This window comes from Thalassovita mediterranea, from assembly GCA_019448215.1.
In the GTDB taxonomy this organism is placed as follows: Bacteria; Pseudomonadota; Alphaproteobacteria; order Caulobacterales; family Hyphomonadaceae; genus Henriciella.
Map to the genome: position 1 here is coordinate 2599807 of CP080408.1, position 16387 is coordinate 2616193.

The window sequence follows — 16387 nt, forward strand, 5'->3', positions numbered from 1 at the left end:
GCCTAGCCTCCGGTCTTCCGGCCAAGTTCGCGGGCTGCATAATACGGCCCGTCAGAGACCGCCGCCCAGCCCGCCATCTTGTTCAGCGCCTCTTCGAAACTCTCATAGATGCGCTTTTCCAGACCATCGCGGCCAGATGCGGCGCGCACGTCTCTTGCCGCCTCTGCCATGCGGGCGACAACTTCATCCGGGAATGAACGCAGCTGAACGCCATGCTCGCGCACCAGAAGGTCGAGATATACCGAGTTCTGATAGGTAAACTCGCCCAGCGAGAGGTGATTGACGGACTCGCAGGCCGCTTTGATCAGCGCCTGTTCGCCTGCCGTGAGGCTTTCCCAGAGCTTTAGATTGATGCCGACGGCAAGGCTCGCGCCCGGTTCATGGAAGCCGGGTCCGTAATAGTATGGCGCTTCCCGGTAGAAGCCGAGCGAGTAGTCATTCCACGGCCCGACCCATTCGGTCGCGTCGATATTGCCCGTCTGGAGCGCCTGATAGATTTCGCCGCCGGGCAGGGACTTTGCTGATCCGCCAAGGGCGCGCAGCACATCACCGCCTTGCCCAGGAATACGCATCTGAAGTCCGACAAGGTCATCGAGACTGTTGATCTCACGCCGGAACCAGCCTCCCATCTGGTGACCGGTATTCGCGCCCTGTAGCGGCTTGATGCCGAAGCCAGCCGAGAGCTCATCCCAGAGCTCCTGACCACCGCCAAAGTCGATCCAGCCCATGATCTCCTGCGCCGTCATGCCGAACGGCACGGCCGTGAAGAATGGGTAGGCGGTGGACTTGGCCGTCCAGTAATATTCGGCGCCGTGATAAATATCGGCAGAGCCGTTCGCGACCGCGTCGAAGCTTTCAAAAGCAGGCACCAGCTCGCCCGCGGCATAGACCTTCACTTCGATCAGGCCTTCAGACATGGCGAGGATGCGTTCGGCCACACGCTCTGCCGCGCGCCCGAGGCCGGGCAGCCCCTTCGGCCAGGTCGTCACCATGTTGAGACGCCGCCGGTTGCGGCTGATCGCAGGCGCGGCAAGATTTGCCGCGTGGTCCGGGCTGCCAAAGGATGCGGCAGCACCGCCTATGCCAAGAAGACCTGCGCCAAGCAGGTTACGTCTGCGTATCATATCCTCCCCCGGATCCTCTAGGGATCGCCCGGTTCTGCCCCTCTGACAGTCCGGGTTCTATTTATCCTCTTCAAGCGGACGCCAGACGGCCCCGTCAAGGACTTCGAGCGGCTGGAAGCGGCGTTTATAGTCCATCTTCGGGCTCTGCTTGATCCAGTAGCCAAGATAGACGTGCGGTAGGCCGTAGTCTTCAGCGCTGCGGATATGATCGAGGATCATATAGGTGCCGAGGCTGCGCTTGGGCTGGCGCGTATCGAAGAAGGTGTAGACCATCGAGAAACCGTCGCGCAGCACATCGGTCAGCGACACGCCGACAAGCGGTGCGTCCTCTTCCGGGCCTTCGCGATACTCGAACATCAGGGTTTGCACCGGCGTCTCGTTCACCATGCCGGCAAATTCGCGAAAGCCCATATCCGACATGCCGCCGCCTTCATGGCGCGACACGAGATAGCGCTTCAGCAGGCGGAACTGCTCACGCGTCGCTTTCGGCGCGACCGGGCGGCGGACAAGGTCCGCATTCCGCTTCAGGATACGGTCCTGATTGCGGCTCGCCGAAAACTGAGAGGCGTCGACGCGCACACTGCGGCAGGCATTGCAGGACGGGCAGGCCGGACGGTAGGCGACCGACTGGCTGCGACGGAAGCCTGCTTCGCTCAGCTGGTTGTGAAGCGTATCAGGGGCCGACTGGTTGAGATGGGTAAAGGCTTTGCGCTCCATCTGGCCGTCCAGATAGGGGCAAGGGGTTGCACCGGTGACATAGAAACGCAGTCCGCGCCCGACACCCGGTACGGTAAATAGCGACTCATCCAGTTTCATAGTCATCGATTAAGGCACTCATAGATCAAAACGCCAAGGGGCCATTATGGTGAATGCGACCCACATCACAACCAAAAGTGGCCCACCAAACTTTATGAAGTCTGAAAACCGGTAATGGCCGGGCGCCATGATCAACATGTTCGTCTGATAGGCGATCGGCGAGGCGAAACTGCAGTTTGAGGCGTAAATGACTGCAAGGATATAGGGCAGTGGGTCGCTGCCGACCGTGTGCGCCGCTTCCAGCGCCACAGGCGCGAACAGGACGGCCGTGGCCGCATTGCTGAGAATGTTGGTCAGCAGCGCCACGCAGATGAAGATGGTGGAGAGGATGACGACCGGGCCAAAAGGCTCCGCCAGGGTCACCACGCCGTTCGCGATCAGCGTCGCCGCGCCAGTCTTCTCCAGTGCCGTGCCCATTGAAAGCGCAGCAGCGATGACGAGGAATATGCGAAGATCGAGCGCCCGGCTTGCCTGACGCGTATTCAGGCACTGGGTGACGATCATTGCGAGGGCCGCAAGCACGGACGCGACCAGGATGCTGGTGATGCCTGTCGCCGCCAGTATGACCATGCCGAGCGCGATAAGGCGCGCTGCGAGGCTGTGCGCCGTCACCGGAATTTCTTTCTGGGACCATTCCAGAAGCAGGATGTCGCGGCTGGTCCGGAGTTCCTGAAACACGGTCTGCGGCGCACAGAGAAGTAGTGTGTCGCCTGCTTCCAGGCGGATCTCGCCAAGTTTCGACCGGATCATGCGCGAACGCCGCTGGATACCCAGAACCACCGCAGAGGTGAGACGCCGGAAGCCGAGCATCTCAACGGTCCGGCCGGCCATGCGTGAGCCGGGGGCAATGACGGCCTCGATCAGGCTGAGCTGCGGCACGCTGGTATCGACCTTCTCGTCCTCGTCTCCCTGCCAGATCTGCTGCAGCAGGCCCGGCTTGGAGGCGAGGAGGTCGCTGATGGCCTTGCGCGTCGCGGCGACAATGACGAGATCGCCAACGCGAAGCTCCACATCTTCGAAGGGCGGTAACATTGCTTTCTCGCCGCGCTGGATCAGGCGTACGGTCATATCCTTGAGGTCAGGGAACATGCCGGCCACTGGAGACTGCCCGACAAGGAAGTGGCCGTGTGTGACCTCGATCTGGGCGACGAACTGCTTGCCACTGGGCACGATCTCCTGCGCGAACGTATCCCGGTTTGGCAGGAGGTAGCGTGAGAAGATCGCGATATAGGCAAGACCAATCCCCGCCAGCATGAGGCCCATCGGGGTCTGCTCGAAAAAATCGAGTGAAATGCCTTCAGTGCGCCGGTACGCATCGGCGGCCAGCAGGTTAGTCGAGGTGCCAATAAGTGTCGTCATGCCTGCCAGGATCGACACGAAGCTGAGCGGCATCATCAGGCGCGACGGCGACGCATTCATGCGCATCGCGATCGCGCTCATGATCGGCAGGAACATGATCACAACAGGCGTGTTGTTGGTGAATGCGCTAATGGCGAACACCGCAAAGAAGGTCAGGCAAAGCGTGTAGATTGGCCGCCTGCCATAAGAGCGCACAAGCGCTTTGGTCGGCCCTTCAATGGCGCCCGTCTGGAACAGACCCTGACCGACAACCAGCAGTGCCATGATCGTGATGAGGGCCGGGTTGCCAAAACCGGACAGCAGGTCTGCCGACGTGATCGCCGTCCCATCAAAGGCGGTTGCGCCCGGTATCGTGAAGAGCAGCAACAGCGCCGCGACCACGCCAATGGAGACAGACTCCATCGACCAGCGGTCCAGCACATAGGCCACGATTGCGCACAGGATCACAAACAGGCTGGCCCACATGGGCCAGTTTGCAACAAGCTCTGTTGCCATGAAGTCTCCCGGCCGCGGCGGGAGCAGACAGCTCCCAGCAGAAAATCAGTCTATATGAACGACTATGCTCAAGCGACGGTTCTGAGGCAAGTTGGTAGATTTGGCATCCAGCGGACGCGTATCAGCAAGACCTGCAACGCTGCGCACGCGCGATGGGGCGATGCCCTGTGCCAGCAGGGCTCTGCGGGCGGCGTTCGCACGGTCTGCGGACAGGTCCCAGTTTGAATAATTGACGCGGTTGATCGGGTCGCTGTCGGTATGGCCTTCGATTGAGAAGGGCATGTCGACCATGCTGAGCGCTGCAGCCGTCAGGCCGATCAGATCTTCACCGCGCGCGTTGAGTGACGCCGCTCCTTTTTCGAACAGCGGGGCAAGATCAGGGTCGAGCAGGTCGATCCGGACGCCGTTCTCAATCTCGCTGATCGCGACATGGCCAGCAGGTTCTGCGAGCAGTGCGGAGCTCCGCAGTGTATCGGCAAGCACGGCGACGTCGCTTTGGACGGGGGTGAGGGAGAGTGGCTCAACAGCCTGCGCGCTCGCAAGGCCGGGCGCGCCGAATTGCTCTGCAACGCTCTCTTTCTGCTCAGGCGTTGCGCCATGAACAAGCCAGAGAACGAGGAAGAGGGCACAAAGCGCCGTCAGGAAGTCCGCATAAGCGAGCTTCCATCCGCCAGTCTGGCGGATCGGCGCCAGCGGCATTCTGCCACCAGCACGCGACAAGGCGTTAACATTAGCCATCGTGTCCGATCTTTCTGATCCGTACACTCTGCCTACATGATCGTTCTTAGGGTGAAGTGTGAGGTAACCTTTGAATTTTAATCAAATCTGGCCAGACCCTGCGGGCCGGGCTAGTTGGCGATGAAGTCAAATGGGCTATGTGGCCCGTGGCGGCAGCGGAGAGATTATTATGAGCAAATGTGCGTTTCTGGGCCTCGGTGTCATGGGTTTCCCGATGGCTGGCCATCTCTTGTCGAACGGCCATCACGTCACTGTCTGGAACCGTACCACGGCGAAGGCTGAAGACTGGGCATCAAAGCATAACGGCAAGGCCGCTGCCACGCCGGAAGACGCCGTCGCGGGCGCTGAGTATGTCTGCCTCTGCCTTGGTGACGACCCGGATGTCGAAGCCGTTTTCGACCTGATCGAGGGTGCGCTCGCGAAGGGCACGATTGTCATTGACCATACCACAGCCAGCGCAGGCCTTGCTCGCAGCCTGTACGAGCGGTGCGCCGCACGCGGTGCGCACTTTGTTGATGCGCCCATCTCCGGCGGGCAGGCCGGCGCAGAAGCTGGGCGGCTGACGATCATGTGCGGCGGCGATGATGAGGCGATGGCGAAGGCGCGTCCTGTCATGGAGGCTTATGGCGCCCGCATCACCCATATCGGCGAAAGCGGCGCAGGCCAGCTCGCCAAGTCGGTGAACCAGATTTGTATCGCAGGCATCGTGCAAGGGCTGTCCGAGGGCATCCACTTTGCCGAGAGCAATGGTCTCGACGTTGCCAAGGTCATGGAAGCCATTTCTGGCGGTGCAGCCCAAAGCTGGCAGATGGAAAACCGCTGGAAGACGATGGTTGCGCGCGAGTTTGAGCACGGCTTCGCTGTGGACTGGATGCGCAAGGATCTGCGCATTGCCCTGAAAGCGGCTGGCGAAAGCGGCGCACGCCTGCCGGTCACGGCGCTCGTGGATCAGTTCTACGCAGACGTGCAGGCCGAAGGCGGCCAGCGTTGGGACACCTCCAGCCTCGTCACCCGCTTCGACACTTCACGGAAGCAGTGATTTGAAACAGGTCGAAATCCATCTGAAAAAGCGCGACAGCGAGGTCGTCGTCCGCGCCATCAAGGCGTTTGAGCCTGTCGACTGGATCCAGTTCGATATCGAGCAGGAAGACCGGAAGATGATCCGCGTGCTCGCGCATGACGGTCGCTGTCAGGTGCTCATAGATGCGGTTTCGCAGGCGCTGGAAGACTGCCGGGACTGGCGCGTGACGATGATACCGGTTGAGGCAAGCCTGCCTGAGCCGCGCGAGCTCGAGCAGGATGAGGCGGCGAGCAATCTTCGCGTTCTTCGCGAAGAGCTTCTCGACGATGTGGTCAAGGATGCGACACTCACGCGTGACTTCCTTATTCTTTCGGGCTTGTCCACGGTGGTGGCCGCGATTGGCCTGAATTCCGACGGTGTCGCGGCGGTGATCGGTGCCATGGTGATTGCGCCTTTGCTCGGGCCCATTCTGGGCTTCGCGCTCGGGGCAGGCCTTGGGAATATGTCCCTCATCCGTCAATCGGGCGTCACTTTGGCGGGCGGCCTCGGTGTCGCGTTGCTGGTCGCCTTTCTGATTTCCTTTGTCTTGCCGCTCAATCTTCAGAGCGAGGAGCTGATGTCGCGTACGCAGGTGCGACTGGACAGTGTTGCGCTGGCGCTTGCAGCCGGAGGTGCAGCCGCGCTCTCCATGGCTCAGGGCAAGTCAGCAGTACTGGTCGGCGTCATGGTCGCCGCCGCGCTCCTGCCGCCCGGCGCAGCCTTCGGCCTTTTTATCGGTTCGCAGGAATGGACGTTTGCGGGCCGCTCGGGAATGCTGCTCTTTCTCAACATCGTGTGCTTGCTCGTATCGGCGCTGGCGGTTTTCCGTCTCAAGGGTATCAAGCCCCGCGGCTGGGTCGATCAGCAAAACGCGACACGCGCTTTCTGGATAAACGTGTTGCTCTCGGCGGCGCTACTTATCGCGCTCATGGTGCTCATCGTCGTGCTCGACCTTGGTGAGAAGGTCACGATCGGCGACTGAGATTGCCGCTGAACCTCGCCGCTTCTAGAATGCCATGGAAGCCAATGGGGGGGGAGCAATGGCAAAAGCTGAAAACAAGACGAAGCAGACGACCCAGTCGCCACAGGATTTTGTGGCGTCTGTCGAACACCCAGTCCGCAGGGCCGACGCCGAACGCTTGCTCGAGATTTTCGCAAAGACCACAAACCTCGCGCCGCGGATGTGGAGGCCGTCGCTGATCGGCTATGGGCGTTACGCCTACAAGTATGAGAGCGGGCGCGAGGGCGAGTTCTTTATGACCGGCTTCTCACCGCGCAAGGCGAACCTCGTGATCTACATCATGCCCGGATATCTCGACCTTGAGGAAAAGCTTGCGCGCCTTGGCAAATACAAGCTCGGCAAGTCGTGTCTCTACATCAACAAGCTGGCCGACGTGGATGAAGCGGTTCTGGCCGAGATCATCGACTTCGGGCTTCAATATATGCGCGGCAAGTACGAAACCTGGAACGAGTAGCGCCTAAGCGTCGACGCATAGCGTATCCGATCAGTCGATCCTCTCGATGACATCCTCAAGAAGTTCGTCGATCCGCCTGCGTGTCGCCGATGAGCGCAGCGAGGAGTCGTTTGCGAACACCGCAAATGCATAGCGCTTGCCGCTTCGGGCTGTGAAATAGCCCGCCAGAGAGCCTGTCCCGGTCAGGCTGCCTGTCTTGGCGCGGAATCGGTCGTCACGGCCGAGCTCGGTGAACCTGTACTTAAGTGTGCCGTCGACGCCCGCTTGCGAGAAAAAGCCATACCAGGTGTCGAACCAGCTCTGGCGGCTCGCCCAGACAAGCAGGTCTGTCATCGCGGACGGGGTGAGGCGGTTATAGACCGAAAGGCCAGAGCCATCGGAGAGGCTGAACTCGCTTCGCGACGCGCCTGCATCGACCAGCATATCGCCCATGAGCTCAAGGCCGGCATCCTGAGAGCGGTCCCGCACAGACAGCGAGATGTGGTGGAGCAGGACTTCAGTGTAGAAGTTGTTGCTCTCGTGAAGGACTTCCTCGAGCAGCATTGTGGTGTCGGGCCCAGGCAGGACGAAATCCGGCGCGGGGCCTGTATCGTCGGCATCAGCTTCCGGCTCATGGATGACCGTGCCGCGGAAGACAGGGCCGTGAACCGTGACGCCGCGTTCCTCCAGCATCGCTTTCAGGACTTCGCCGGCATAGAGCGAAGGATCATCAAGACCGAACTGGAGATGGACGGGCGGTGAGGCGAGCGGCAGTCGGCCAAGTAGGTAAGCCTCCTCTGCGCCGGGACGGCGGATGAGGTCGACACTGAACTGGCGCGTCGAGACGGTCTCCGCCTCATCGGTATTGATCGTGAAGAATGGCACCCATTCCCACGACACTTCAGGTGGCAGGCCACGGCGATTGCCCGGTGTGAGACGCGCGCGTGCGACACCGCCATCAATGCTGAGTGCAGAAATCGACGTCGCATATCCAAAGCGGAAATCTTCATGCGTCCATCCAGCCGGCCAGTGAGGAGGCTGGAAGAGGGAGTCGTCTACGTCGACGGCGTTGAGATCGGTGACGCCGCTTGCCGCGATCGCATCGGCGAGATCCTGCAAGCAGTTCGACGTGCACCGTGAGCTTGCCGACAAGGTCGGGTCGCCAGCGCCAATGAGAACGATGTTTGGATGAACAGAGTCAGCGGTCGTTTCCAGACGCGCAGACGTGCCCCCCGGCCATCGCCCGGAGTCGAAGTCGCCAAGCATTCTGAACGCTGCCGCAGTGGTCACCACTTTCAGCGTCGAAGCTGGCGCGAACCTCTGATTTGCGGCCACCGAAAACACTTCCTCGCCATCGAGAGAGACGACGGACACGCCCCACCGCCCACCTTCGAGGTCAGGCAGCTCTATTTCTTCGGCTGAGATCTGCTGTGCGGCCGCCGGTACAGCAAGGCACGTAGCGGCCAGCATGCCAGCGCCAGCAGCGATGGAGCGGAAAAACGTGGTAAGACCGAAAGCGCGATTACTCATTCAGGATCTGCGCCGCCGCTTCGGCGAAATAGGTGATTACGCCGCACGCGCCAGCGCGCTTGAAGCAGAGCAGCGTCTCCATCATCACGCGCTCTTCATCGATCCAGCCGCGTTCGCCCGCCGCCTTGATCTGCGCATACTCGCCAGACACCTGGAAGGCGATGGTCGGCACAGCGAACGTGTCCGACACCCGCCGGATGATGTCGAGATAGGGAAGGCCCGGCTTCACCATCACAAGGTCAGCGCCCTCATCAATGTCCATGGCAACTTCGCGCAGGGCTTCGTCGCTATTGGCCGGATTCTGCTGATAGGTCTTCTTGTCGCCCTTCAATGCCGAGGCAGAGCCGATGGCATCCCGGTAAGGGCCATAAAAGCCGCTCGCATATTTCGCCGCGTAGGACATGATCATCGTATTGACCTTGCCCGCTGACTCCAGTGCATCACGGATCGCGCCGACGCGGCCGTCCATCATGTCGGATGGGGCAACGATGTCAGCGCCAGCTTCTGCCTGCATCACGGCCTGACGGCGAAGCAGGTCAACCGTCTGGTCGTTGAGCACATAGCCATCGGCATCAATGACGCCGTCATGTCCGTGCACGGTGAACGGGTCGAGTGCCACATCGCAGATAATACCGATATCAGGCGCAGCGTCCTTCATGGCCTTGATGACTGTCGGCACCAGCCCGTCCGGGTTCAACGCTTCAGAGCCTGCCTCATCCTTCCGCTCAGGATTGATGTGCGGGAAAATCGCAATGGCCGGAATGCCAAGGTCGCTTGCGCGTCTGGCCGCCTTGGCCGCCTCCTCCACATTCAGCCTGAACAGGCCCGGCATGGACCCGACTGGAATTGTCGGCTCATCGCCGTCATGCACGACCATCGACCAGATAAGGTCATCCGGTGTCAGATGGTTTTCTGATGAAAGATTGCGGACCCAGGCCGATTGACGAAGCCTGCGGAGCCGGGTGGACGGATAGCTTTGCGGGAATGGCGAAGTCATACCGCGCTACTTAGCGCGCTTTGTGCTTTTGCGAACGGGTTTTCTCATGAAAACGCGTTTCGAAACGTCCATGAAGGGCGCCTGCGAGGTCTCGATCGCCGTCATGTATGGGGCGTAGGCGCTTCGGGGCAGCTGCGTGAAGCCGAGCGATGCATAGAAAGGCGCATTCCAGGCAAGGTCCCTAAAAGTAGACAGCGTAATCTGCTGAGCCCCTGATTTTTCTGCGTGAATATCGAGCTCCGACATCAGTTTGCGTCCGATCCCGCGTTTGCCGAAGGCGGGGTGCACTGAGATCTGCTGCAGATAGAGATCGTCGCCCATTCTCGTGAACTGACAGAAGCCAACAACGCCGTCGCTATTGAGGTCCGCGACATCGAGCTGGCCTGCCTCTATCGACGCCAGTAAATCTTCTTCGAGGACGTGCTCCGCGAGCGCTTCTGCCGACAAGAGGCCTGTTGGCGCAAAGAGTTCTGACGCTGCAATGTCCGCAAGGATGATCGCTTCCACATCATCCGGGCGGGCAGGTCTGATGATAAGGGGAGGGCGCGAGGTGGTCATTGAGCGACCAGTTTCTATCGCACGACGCCGCCCAGTCTAAAGCGTAATCGTCTTGGCGCTCAGCAGGCGGATGCCAACCAGTGGGCCGCGCTGCCACTGGCGCTTGGCTTCACAGCGTTTCAGCTTGGTGCGGTCCGGGCTGACGATCTCGACGGTAAACGCTTCGGGCAGGATAGACGTTTTGTTGAGCAGGATCTTCGCGCCACGCTGGGACATGTCCTTTACGACGAAATTCATCTTGAAGCCCGTCTCAAGGATAAGCGTGCCTGAGGTGTTCACCTCAAAGCGCGGGAAGTCGCGTTTATCTGAATGTTCCGACATGGGCATTTCGAGGTTCGAGTGCATCATCGTGACTTCTAAAGCGGTTATACTCTTAACTTCTCCTGCATTCACCTTCGCAGGTTGTGCGCAGGCAAGTGAAAAGCCTGCCGGACAAGAGTTTACCAATCATTGAAATAAGTCGTCGGATCCTCTCGATTGCCGGATATTAACCATATGACCGTGTTTTGTTAACGAACACGACCCCTCGCGAGGCCATGATTAACGAAATATCAGGGAGAAGGGCGTAACTCTGTTCAAACTACAACAAAAGTTGAGTGATGATGGTGGTTACAATGAACAACGCTGCACAAGCAGTGGCCGGTGAAGATACGGTCGCAGAATCTTTCCTGAAATCCCTTTCGCTGCTGGAGCAGGCGCATCGCCGGCTGCACGACGTGGTCAAGGACGACCTTGAGCGTGGCGGTGAGCGTCACCTGACGGGCGTTCAGGCTCTCCTTCTCTATGAGATTGGCGAGAACGAAACCCCGGCTTCCGTGCTGCGTGCTCGCGGCGCCTTTGCTGGCACCAGCCTTTCCTACAATATTAAGAAACTCCAGGAAGGCGGCTACCTCGTCCAGACTCGTTCGGAAGCTGACAAGCGCACCGTTCACCTGCGCCTGACCGATCGTGGTCACAAGGTCCGCAAGCGTGTTGAGGGTCTCTTTGCCAAGCAGGCAGATGCTCTCGAGCCAACGGCAAGCGTCCGTCCGATGGACCTGACGCAGCTCAACAAGACGGTTTCGCGCCTTGAGCGCTTCTGGTCCGACCAGATCCGCTTCCGTCTCTAGAAATTACTTCAACCTTTGGCGGAGGGCGTTATAGCTCTCCGCGAATGGTTCGATTTACGCCTTGTCTTGCGGCGCTCGTTCTTGTGGCGAGCGCCGAAGCCGCGCCTTGGGGGCAGCCTGAGAAGGCAGCCTATACCCGCGCGGCGCTCAACCGTACTGAGGTTGAGGGGCTGCAGGGCTGGCGCACCGATCTCTACGCCGAATACGGCCTATCAGACCGATGGACCGTGACCGCCAAGTATGAGCGCGTCACATTCGATGATTTCTCGCAATTCGAAGCAAGCGGCTGGCGAACGACGGTTCGGCGGAGCTTTGCCCTGTCCGACACATGGGTCGCGTCAGCTGAGGCAGGTATTCTGGAGGGTGAAGCGATCGGCGGCGCGTCTGGCTGTCAGTCAACGGGCGGCGAAGCGCGCGCGGGTCTCGCCCATTCCTTTTCCCGTAAGAGTGATGACCGTAAGAGATACGGTTTCTGGTTTGCGGAAGCGGCGGTGCGGGCCCATTCGGATGGCTGCCAGCGCTATCGGCTTGAGGCAGGCTATGGCCGAGAAGTCGCGCGCAACATCTGGCTCGTGAACCAGCTCTGGCTAGACCAGGGCTCAGAGAATGCGCGCTCGCTCAAACATCAGTTTGAATACGTCTTGCGCCGCGGTGCCTTTGACTTTTCGGCGGGCTCACTCATCGAGCTTGGCGGAGAGTTCGAAGAAGCTGGCCTATTCGTTTCCGTTGCTCGCCGGTTCTAACGCAGGCACATCCTCTTGCGGTTCGCTGGCTTCTTCCAGTTGAGCCGCATACCCGCTCTCGACCATGAGATAGGCGATGACTGCATGGCGATCAGCAGGCCGGTGTACGCCAGCAAACGTCATACGGTTGCCGGGCAGGTAGTCGCGTGGATTGTCCAGCCATTCCTCGAGCCGCTCTGGAGTCCACGTGAAGTCTTCGGCTTCGAGCGCTTTTGAGTACTGAAAGCCTTCAGCGGTGCCGACGGTGCGTCCAAAGATGCCATGCAGGTTCGGCCCCACCAGATGGCGGCCGCCTTCAGTGATCGTATGGCAGGACTGGCAATTCTTGAAGGTGCGCCGTCCCAGACTGTAGTCGGCCTGCGAATAGGGTGCCGGCAGCACATCAAACGCGGCTTGATAGGATGTGGCGGGCACGATTGCGTCAGGGCGCGACTCTGCTTCTTCTTGCGGAGCTTGCTGATTGTCTGTCGATGCCGTGCGATCGCACGAGGCCGCAGTTAGAATTGCGCTCAAAGCTAAAAATATAAGCATAATCATGTGGTTGTAGCCTAATCATCAGAGATGCAGGGCCGCGTTCGTGCAAAAGCACGATGCTGCCAGTCAACGATAACCGATTGCCTCATCCCTTGAATTCAATCTTTTTCGAAGCGCGGTTTTAATCTTCTTAATCTACCAATTGCTGATAACAGGCGGCCGGTCGTCCCTGAAGTGGGACAGATTGAGGCATGTGCACCAGTGCGCACCAAGCTTCATCCGGCCACTTTGGACGTGCGGATGGATATGCAGCTTCGGCTTCTCAAAAACCTCGTGACGATGCTCGTTGTTCTTGCGGCAACCGTGCATGCGCCCGCCATGGCGAGGCCTGCGGAGCCGGAAGCGCGTCACGTGTTTGGGAACGAAGTGGGGCGCGTCGACGCCCTCGTTCTCAATTCAAAGGCAGTCTCCGCGCTTCGACAATCTGACGACCTGTCGAGCAAGGGCGCTTTGATAGACGAAGCGATGTCGGATCTTTTCGCGGGTGAACTTTCGATCCGTTCTGGAGCGCCTACCGTTCACCGCCCGCGCGCTTTGGCCAGCCTTGCCGGTCTGCGCCAGCCAGCCGACTGGAGAAGTCAGAAAGCATGGGGCGCGTTTCTGCTTGAAGCGCAGCAGCAGACAGCAGCAGGGCGGAGAGAGGGCAGTGTCGACGCTGTGAAGCTCCAGGTGGTATCCATGCCGGATGCTCGTGTCGCGGCCGCTCCGCGAAAAGGTGCGCCCCTTCCTGATTTGCAGCCCGACCAGCCTGATATCTCGCGGCGCGCTGTTCAGCTGGCAGACCACCGGCCTGAAGAGCCACAGCAAAATGAGGGCGCGATCGTTCGCGTCAGCGCGTCGTCTGTCGAGGTTAGGGCCATTGAGATGATTGCGCCTGCCGGTCGCCAATCAGGCTCTGCCGACCAGTCACGGCGCGGCTTGGGCATGGGCCTGTCAGGCCAGATTACCGGCAGTGTCTTCATCGACCGCGACGGCGATGGCCAGCCGGGCAGGGGCGATGTCCGGCTCGAGGCCCAGCCTGTGTCGCTAACGCCGTTGCATGTTGCCCTGATGCCAGTTGAGCACCGGACCGCCGCCTTCGGGCAGTTCGGCTTCGATGCACTGGAGCCGGGTGCGTATCTGCTGACCGTTACAATTGGCTGGGATGAAATCTCTGTACCGGTAGAGATCGCGCCGGGTACCTGGAGCCAGCGGGTCGATATCGCTGTGCCGCCAAATCTGGCTGCGCCTGCGTCTGGCAGTCTCGTGGCCGAAAACAGTTACCGTCCGACCGGCTAATCGCCCCAAAGAAAAAGCCCGGCCTTTAAGGACCGGGCTTCTCAAATTTTACGCGCTTGCGAGGACTATTCCTCGTCGTCGCTCAGCAGCTCTTCGCGGGACACTTTTTCCTCTTTGACCTTCACGGTCTCGAGCAGGTGGTCGACCACCTTGTCCTCGTAGATTGGCGCGCGCAGCTGTGCCATCGCGCCTTCATTCTTCTGGAAGAATTCGAGCACCTGACGCTCCTGACCCGGATAGCGCTGGGCTTCGCGGATGAGAGCTTGCTGGACTTCCTGTTCGGAGATCTTGATCTCCTGGATGCGGCCGATTTCGGCGAGCACGAGACCGAGGCGCACGCGGCGCTCTGCGATCTTGCGATACTCTTCTTTCAGCTCGTCTTCGGACTTTTCCTTGTCCTCGTCGCTGACGCGGCCAGCATCCATTTCGGACTGCAGCTGCTGCCAGATCTGGTCGAATTCCATGTCGACCATTTTCGGCGGCAGGTCGAAGTCATGCTTCTCGTCGAGGGCGTCGAGGAGGTGACGCTTCGCCTTGGCGCGTGACGCATTGTCCAGCTCTTGCTGGAGCTGCGTTTTCAGCATGGTCTTCAGCTCTTCGAGCGAGTCGATGCCGAGGCCCTTGGCGAACTCTTCGTCGATGTCCGGCTTTTTCGGGGCGCGAACTTCGTTGACCTTCACTTCGAAGACAGCCGCTTTGCCGGCAAGGTGCTCTGCCTGGTACTGCTCAGGGAAGGTGACTTCGACGTCTTTTTGCTCGCCGGTCTTCGTGCCGACCAGCTGTTCCTCGAAGCCCGGAATGAAGCTGCCGGAACCGAGCACCAGCGTGTGGCCTTCGGCGGCGCCGCCTTCGAACGGCTCGCCGTCAATCTTGCCAACGAAGTCGATGACGACTGCGTCGCCGTCTTTTGCCTTCGCGGTCTTGCCGCGTGGCTCGTACTTCATGTTGTTTTCTGCGACCTGGTCGAGCGTTTCTTCAAGCTGCGCGTCGTCGACTTCAGCGACTGGCTTCTTGATGGTGATGCCGGACATGTCTGCTGGCTCAAAGTCCGGCATGATGTCGACATGCATGTGATAGGCGAGGTCCTCTTCGCCCTCGATCACCTTTTCCATGTCGCTTTCCATGTGCATGTCAGGCTGCGAGGCCGGGCGGACGTCAGCGTCGGTGATCGCTTTCTCGCTCGTCTCTTTCATCACAGCTTCAATGACTTCGCCCATGAGGGACTGGCCGAACATCTTGCGGACGTGGGAGGCAGGCACCTTGCCTGGGCGGAAGCCCTTGAGGCGCATCTGCGGGCGGATTTCCTCGATCCGCGCATCCAGGCGTGCCTTGAGCTCGCTGGCAGGCACCTTGACCTTGTACATGCGGCTCAGGCCATCAGACGTTTCGGTGCATTCCATTTTGTCATTCCTTATGCCGTCTAGCCCTGTGGCTTCAGGCTTTGGCGTTGGTTTTTCCTAGAAGCGGCGGTGTATGTCACAGCGTGTCTGGACTGTCCATGCATGGCGCTGAAGCAATTTCACATGCGCTGAAGCTGCCCCGGAAGCGGCTTCGTCGCGCGCTGTGAAGTGGTGCGGATGGAGGGACTTGAACCCCCACGCCTCGCGGCGCCAGAACCTAAATCTGGTGCGTCTACCAATTTCGCCACATCCGCATGTGGGCCTCGGCCAGAGGTGGTCTCCTACTGGGGCAGGCTGGGCCTATCAAGCGCGTCTTGCATAAAATTCGCTGAGCAGGCCGGGCAGGGCGTCCGGAAGGTCCTCTGAAATGAGGCCGGGGCCAATGCGGCGCGCGACCTCTCCGTGGCACCAGGCGCCAGCGCAGGCCGCGCGGTGCGCCTCCATGCCCTGCGCCATGAGGCCCGCAATCATGCCAGCGAGCACGTCGCCGCTGCCAGCTGTGGCGAGAAAGGGCGAGGCGTGTCTGTTCACAGTGAGGCGGCCATCTGGTGCAGCTATGAGCGTCTCGTTGCCCTTCAGAAGGACGACAGCGCCTGAGCGCGCAGCTGCAATGGCGGCGGCCTCGGCGCGCGTATACTGGTCCAGAAGGCCCGGGAAGATACGGCTGAATTCGCCATCATGCGGCGTCATGACAGTTGGGAGCTTAATGGCGTTGAACAGGGCTTCGGGCTGGTCCTTGAAAACGGTCAGGGCGTCGGCGTCGAGGACGCTGGAGCCTGCATGTTTGAGGACTTCGAGCGTGTTCTCGCGCGTCGCCGAATCGACGCCAGCAGCAGGGCCAATCAGGACACATTTTGAGCTCGATGCGAGTTCTGCAAGGGCGTCTGGCGTGTTGAATGGCTTGATCATGACAGCCGTCTCGTGGGCGGCGTTCACGAGCGTTGCAGAGGGTGGACAGAAGAGGGTGGCGAGGCCTGCGCCAATGCGAAGGCCGGCGCGCGCGGCGAGGCGGGCTGCGCCTGTTGAGGCGGCTGGGCCTGTCACAACGCCAAGTGAGCCGCGCTTGTGCTTATGGCTGTCGGCTTCTGGCCAAGGCCAGTCTGGCAGCCAGAGGTCGGGGTGATTGGTCTCGGGGGTGGAGGACGTCATCTTTGCCCTTCTTGATACTTTCCTCCGGAAAAGTGCAGCGGCA

The 16387-nt window shown here is 60.2% G+C and carries 17 protein-coding genes and 1 tRNA gene; 6 read left to right on the plus strand and 12 right to left on the minus strand.

Features of this window, described 5'->3' with window-relative positions; genetic code table 11:
- Nucleotides 1-2: 2 nt before the first annotated feature.
- The 4 genes from KUV46_12725 to KUV46_12740 are packed head-to-tail and all read right to left on the minus strand — an operon-like array spanning nucleotide 3 to nucleotide 4532.
- On the minus strand, nucleotides 3-1124 hold the full coding sequence (locus tag KUV46_12725) for a TRAP transporter substrate-binding protein (protein QYJ00195.1): 1122 nt from the start codon (nucleotides 1122-1124) through the stop codon (nucleotides 3-5).
- A 57-nt stretch (nucleotides 1125-1181) separates the two neighbouring features.
- Nucleotides 1182-1946, minus strand: a complete 765-nt coding sequence (locus tag KUV46_12730) for an arginyltransferase (protein ID QYJ00196.1) — start codon at nucleotides 1944-1946, stop codon at nucleotides 1182-1184.
- A gap of 12 nt (nucleotides 1947-1958) precedes the next feature.
- Nucleotides 1959-3794: a TRAP transporter large permease subunit gene (locus KUV46_12735; protein QYJ00197.1), complete on the minus strand. Its 1836-nt coding sequence runs from the start codon at nucleotides 3792-3794 to the stop codon at nucleotides 1959-1961.
- Between the two features lie 45 nt (nucleotides 3795-3839).
- Nucleotides 3840-4532: a flagellar motor protein MotB gene (locus KUV46_12740; GenBank protein ID QYJ00198.1), complete on the minus strand. Its 693-nt coding sequence runs from the start codon at nucleotides 4530-4532 to the stop codon at nucleotides 3840-3842.
- A 169-nt stretch (nucleotides 4533-4701) separates the two neighbouring features.
- On the opposite strand from KUV46_12740, the gene KUV46_12745 reads away from it, so the two are divergent.
- From KUV46_12745 to KUV46_12755, 3 genes are read left to right on the plus strand one after another with little or no spacing between them, the layout of a single operon-like run.
- Nucleotides 4702-5571 carry an NAD(P)-dependent oxidoreductase gene (locus KUV46_12745; GenBank protein ID QYJ00199.1) on the plus strand — a complete coding sequence of 290 codons (870 nt, stop codon included), beginning with the start codon at nucleotides 4702-4704 and terminating at the stop codon, nucleotides 5569-5571.
- Between the two features lies 1 nt (nucleotide 5572).
- Nucleotides 5573-6574, plus strand: coding sequence for a TIGR00341 family protein (locus KUV46_12750; GenBank protein QYJ00200.1), 1002 nt, complete (start codon nucleotides 5573-5575; stop codon nucleotides 6572-6574).
- A gap of 58 nt (nucleotides 6575-6632) precedes the next feature.
- Nucleotides 6633-7067, plus strand: a complete 435-nt coding sequence (locus KUV46_12755; protein QYJ00201.1) for a DUF1801 domain-containing protein — start codon at nucleotides 6633-6635, stop codon at nucleotides 7065-7067.
- A gap of 30 nt (nucleotides 7068-7097) precedes the next feature.
- On the opposite strand, the gene dacB is transcribed toward KUV46_12755, so the two are convergent.
- The 4 genes from dacB to KUV46_12775 are packed head-to-tail and all read right to left on the minus strand — an operon-like array spanning nucleotide 7098 to nucleotide 10479.
- Nucleotides 7098-8576 (minus strand): D-alanyl-D-alanine carboxypeptidase/D-alanyl-D-alanine-endopeptidase, encoded by a 1479-nt coding sequence (gene dacB, locus KUV46_12760; GenBank protein ID QYJ00202.1) that lies wholly within the window; start codon nucleotides 8574-8576, stop codon nucleotides 7098-7100.
- Nucleotides 8569-9573: a porphobilinogen synthase gene (gene hemB, locus KUV46_12765; GenBank protein ID QYJ00203.1), complete on the minus strand. Its 1005-nt coding sequence runs from the start codon at nucleotides 9571-9573 to the stop codon at nucleotides 8569-8571. The genes dacB and hemB overlap by 8 nt, the downstream gene beginning before the upstream one ends.
- 6 nt (nucleotides 9574-9579) lie before the next feature.
- A complete protein-coding gene (locus tag KUV46_12770; GenBank protein QYJ00204.1) occupies nucleotides 9580-10131 on the minus strand; it encodes a GNAT family N-acetyltransferase in 552 nt (183 codons plus the stop codon).
- Nucleotides 10132-10167: 36 nt separating this feature from the next.
- Entirely contained in the window at nucleotides 10168-10479 is a 312-nt protein-coding gene (locus KUV46_12775) for a PilZ domain-containing protein (protein QYJ00205.1), read from the minus strand.
- Nucleotides 10480-10745: 266 nt separating this feature from the next.
- Between KUV46_12775 and KUV46_12780 the strand changes: the two genes are divergently transcribed.
- Both KUV46_12780 and KUV46_12785 read left to right on the plus strand, forming a co-directional pair.
- Complete coding sequence (locus tag KUV46_12780; GenBank protein QYJ00206.1) at nucleotides 10746-11240, plus strand: MarR family transcriptional regulator; 495 nt, start codon at nucleotides 10746-10748, stop codon at nucleotides 11238-11240.
- 44 nt (nucleotides 11241-11284) lie between these two features.
- A complete protein-coding gene (locus KUV46_12785; GenBank protein QYJ00207.1) occupies nucleotides 11285-11983 on the plus strand; it encodes a hypothetical protein in 699 nt (232 codons plus the stop codon).
- On the opposite strand, the gene KUV46_12790 is transcribed toward KUV46_12785, so the two are convergent.
- The gene (locus KUV46_12790) at nucleotides 11954-12520 is read right to left on the minus strand and encodes a cytochrome c family protein (protein ID QYJ00208.1); all 567 of its coding nucleotides are present in this window, start codon (nucleotides 12518-12520) and stop codon (nucleotides 11954-11956) included. The genes KUV46_12785 and KUV46_12790 overlap by 30 nt on opposite strands.
- A gap of 237 nt (nucleotides 12521-12757) precedes the next feature.
- Here KUV46_12790 and KUV46_12795 point away from each other — a divergent pair, with 237 nt between their 5' ends.
- Complete coding sequence (locus tag KUV46_12795) at nucleotides 12758-13795, plus strand: hypothetical protein (protein QYJ00209.1); 1038 nt, start codon at nucleotides 12758-12760, stop codon at nucleotides 13793-13795.
- A 65-nt stretch (nucleotides 13796-13860) separates the two neighbouring features.
- On the opposite strand, the gene tig is transcribed toward KUV46_12795, so the two are convergent.
- The 3 genes from tig to KUV46_12810 all read right to left on the minus strand — a co-directional run bounded on the left by tig (nucleotide 13861) and on the right by KUV46_12810 (nucleotide 16344).
- Nucleotides 13861-15195 (minus strand): trigger factor, encoded by a 1335-nt coding sequence (gene tig / locus KUV46_12800; GenBank protein QYJ00210.1) that lies wholly within the window; start codon nucleotides 15193-15195, stop codon nucleotides 13861-13863.
- Nucleotides 15196-15364: 169 nt separating this feature from the next.
- Nucleotides 15365-15449: transfer RNA gene (locus tag KUV46_12805), tRNA-Leu, on the minus strand.
- A 49-nt stretch (nucleotides 15450-15498) separates the two neighbouring features.
- Entirely contained in the window at nucleotides 15499-16344 is an 846-nt protein-coding gene (locus KUV46_12810) for an NAD(P)H-hydrate dehydratase (protein QYJ00211.1), read from the minus strand.
- Between the last annotated feature and the right edge of the window lie 43 nt (nucleotides 16345-16387).

Coding starts and splice junctions, on each gene's coding strand:
- KUV46_12725 (QYJ00195.1), bottom strand. CDS start 1,124: ATGATACGCAGACGTAACCTGCTTGGCGCAGGTCTTCTTGGCATAGGC.
- KUV46_12730 (QYJ00196.1), bottom strand. CDS start 1,946: ATGACTATGAAACTGGATGAGTCGCTATTTACCGTACCGGGTGTCGGG.
- KUV46_12735 (QYJ00197.1), bottom strand. CDS start 3,794: ATGGCAACAGAGCTTGTTGCAAACTGGCCCATGTGGGCCAGCCTGTTT.
- KUV46_12740 (QYJ00198.1), bottom strand. CDS start 4,532: ATGGCTAATGTTAACGCCTTGTCGCGTGCTGGTGGCAGAATGCCGCTG.
- KUV46_12745 (QYJ00199.1), top strand. CDS start 4,702: ATGAGCAAATGTGCGTTTCTGGGCCTCGGTGTCATGGGTTTCCCGATG.
- KUV46_12755 (QYJ00201.1), top strand. CDS start 6,633: ATGGCAAAAGCTGAAAACAAGACGAAGCAGACGACCCAGTCGCCACAG.
- dacB (QYJ00202.1), bottom strand. CDS start 8,576: ATGAGTAATCGCGCTTTCGGTCTTACCACGTTTTTCCGCTCCATCGCT.
- hemB (QYJ00203.1), bottom strand. CDS start 9,573: ATGACTTCGCCATTCCCGCAAAGCTATCCGTCCACCCGGCTCCGCAGG.
- KUV46_12770 (QYJ00204.1), bottom strand. CDS start 10,131: ATGACCACCTCGCGCCCTCCCCTTATCATCAGACCTGCCCGCCCGGAT.
- KUV46_12775 (QYJ00205.1), bottom strand. CDS start 10,479: ATGATGCACTCGAACCTCGAAATGCCCATGTCGGAACATTCAGATAAA.
- KUV46_12780 (QYJ00206.1), top strand. CDS start 10,746: ATGAACAACGCTGCACAAGCAGTGGCCGGTGAAGATACGGTCGCAGAA.
- KUV46_12785 (QYJ00207.1), top strand. CDS start 11,285: ATGGTTCGATTTACGCCTTGTCTTGCGGCGCTCGTTCTTGTGGCGAGC.
- KUV46_12790 (QYJ00208.1), bottom strand. CDS start 12,520: ATGATTATGCTTATATTTTTAGCTTTGAGCGCAATTCTAACTGCGGCC.
- KUV46_12795 (QYJ00209.1), top strand. CDS start 12,758: ATGGATATGCAGCTTCGGCTTCTCAAAAACCTCGTGACGATGCTCGTT.
- tig (QYJ00210.1), bottom strand. CDS start 15,195: ATGGAATGCACCGAAACGTCTGATGGCCTGAGCCGCATGTACAAGGTC.
- KUV46_12810 (QYJ00211.1), bottom strand. CDS start 16,344: ATGACGTCCTCCACCCCCGAGACCAATCACCCCGACCTCTGGCTGCCA.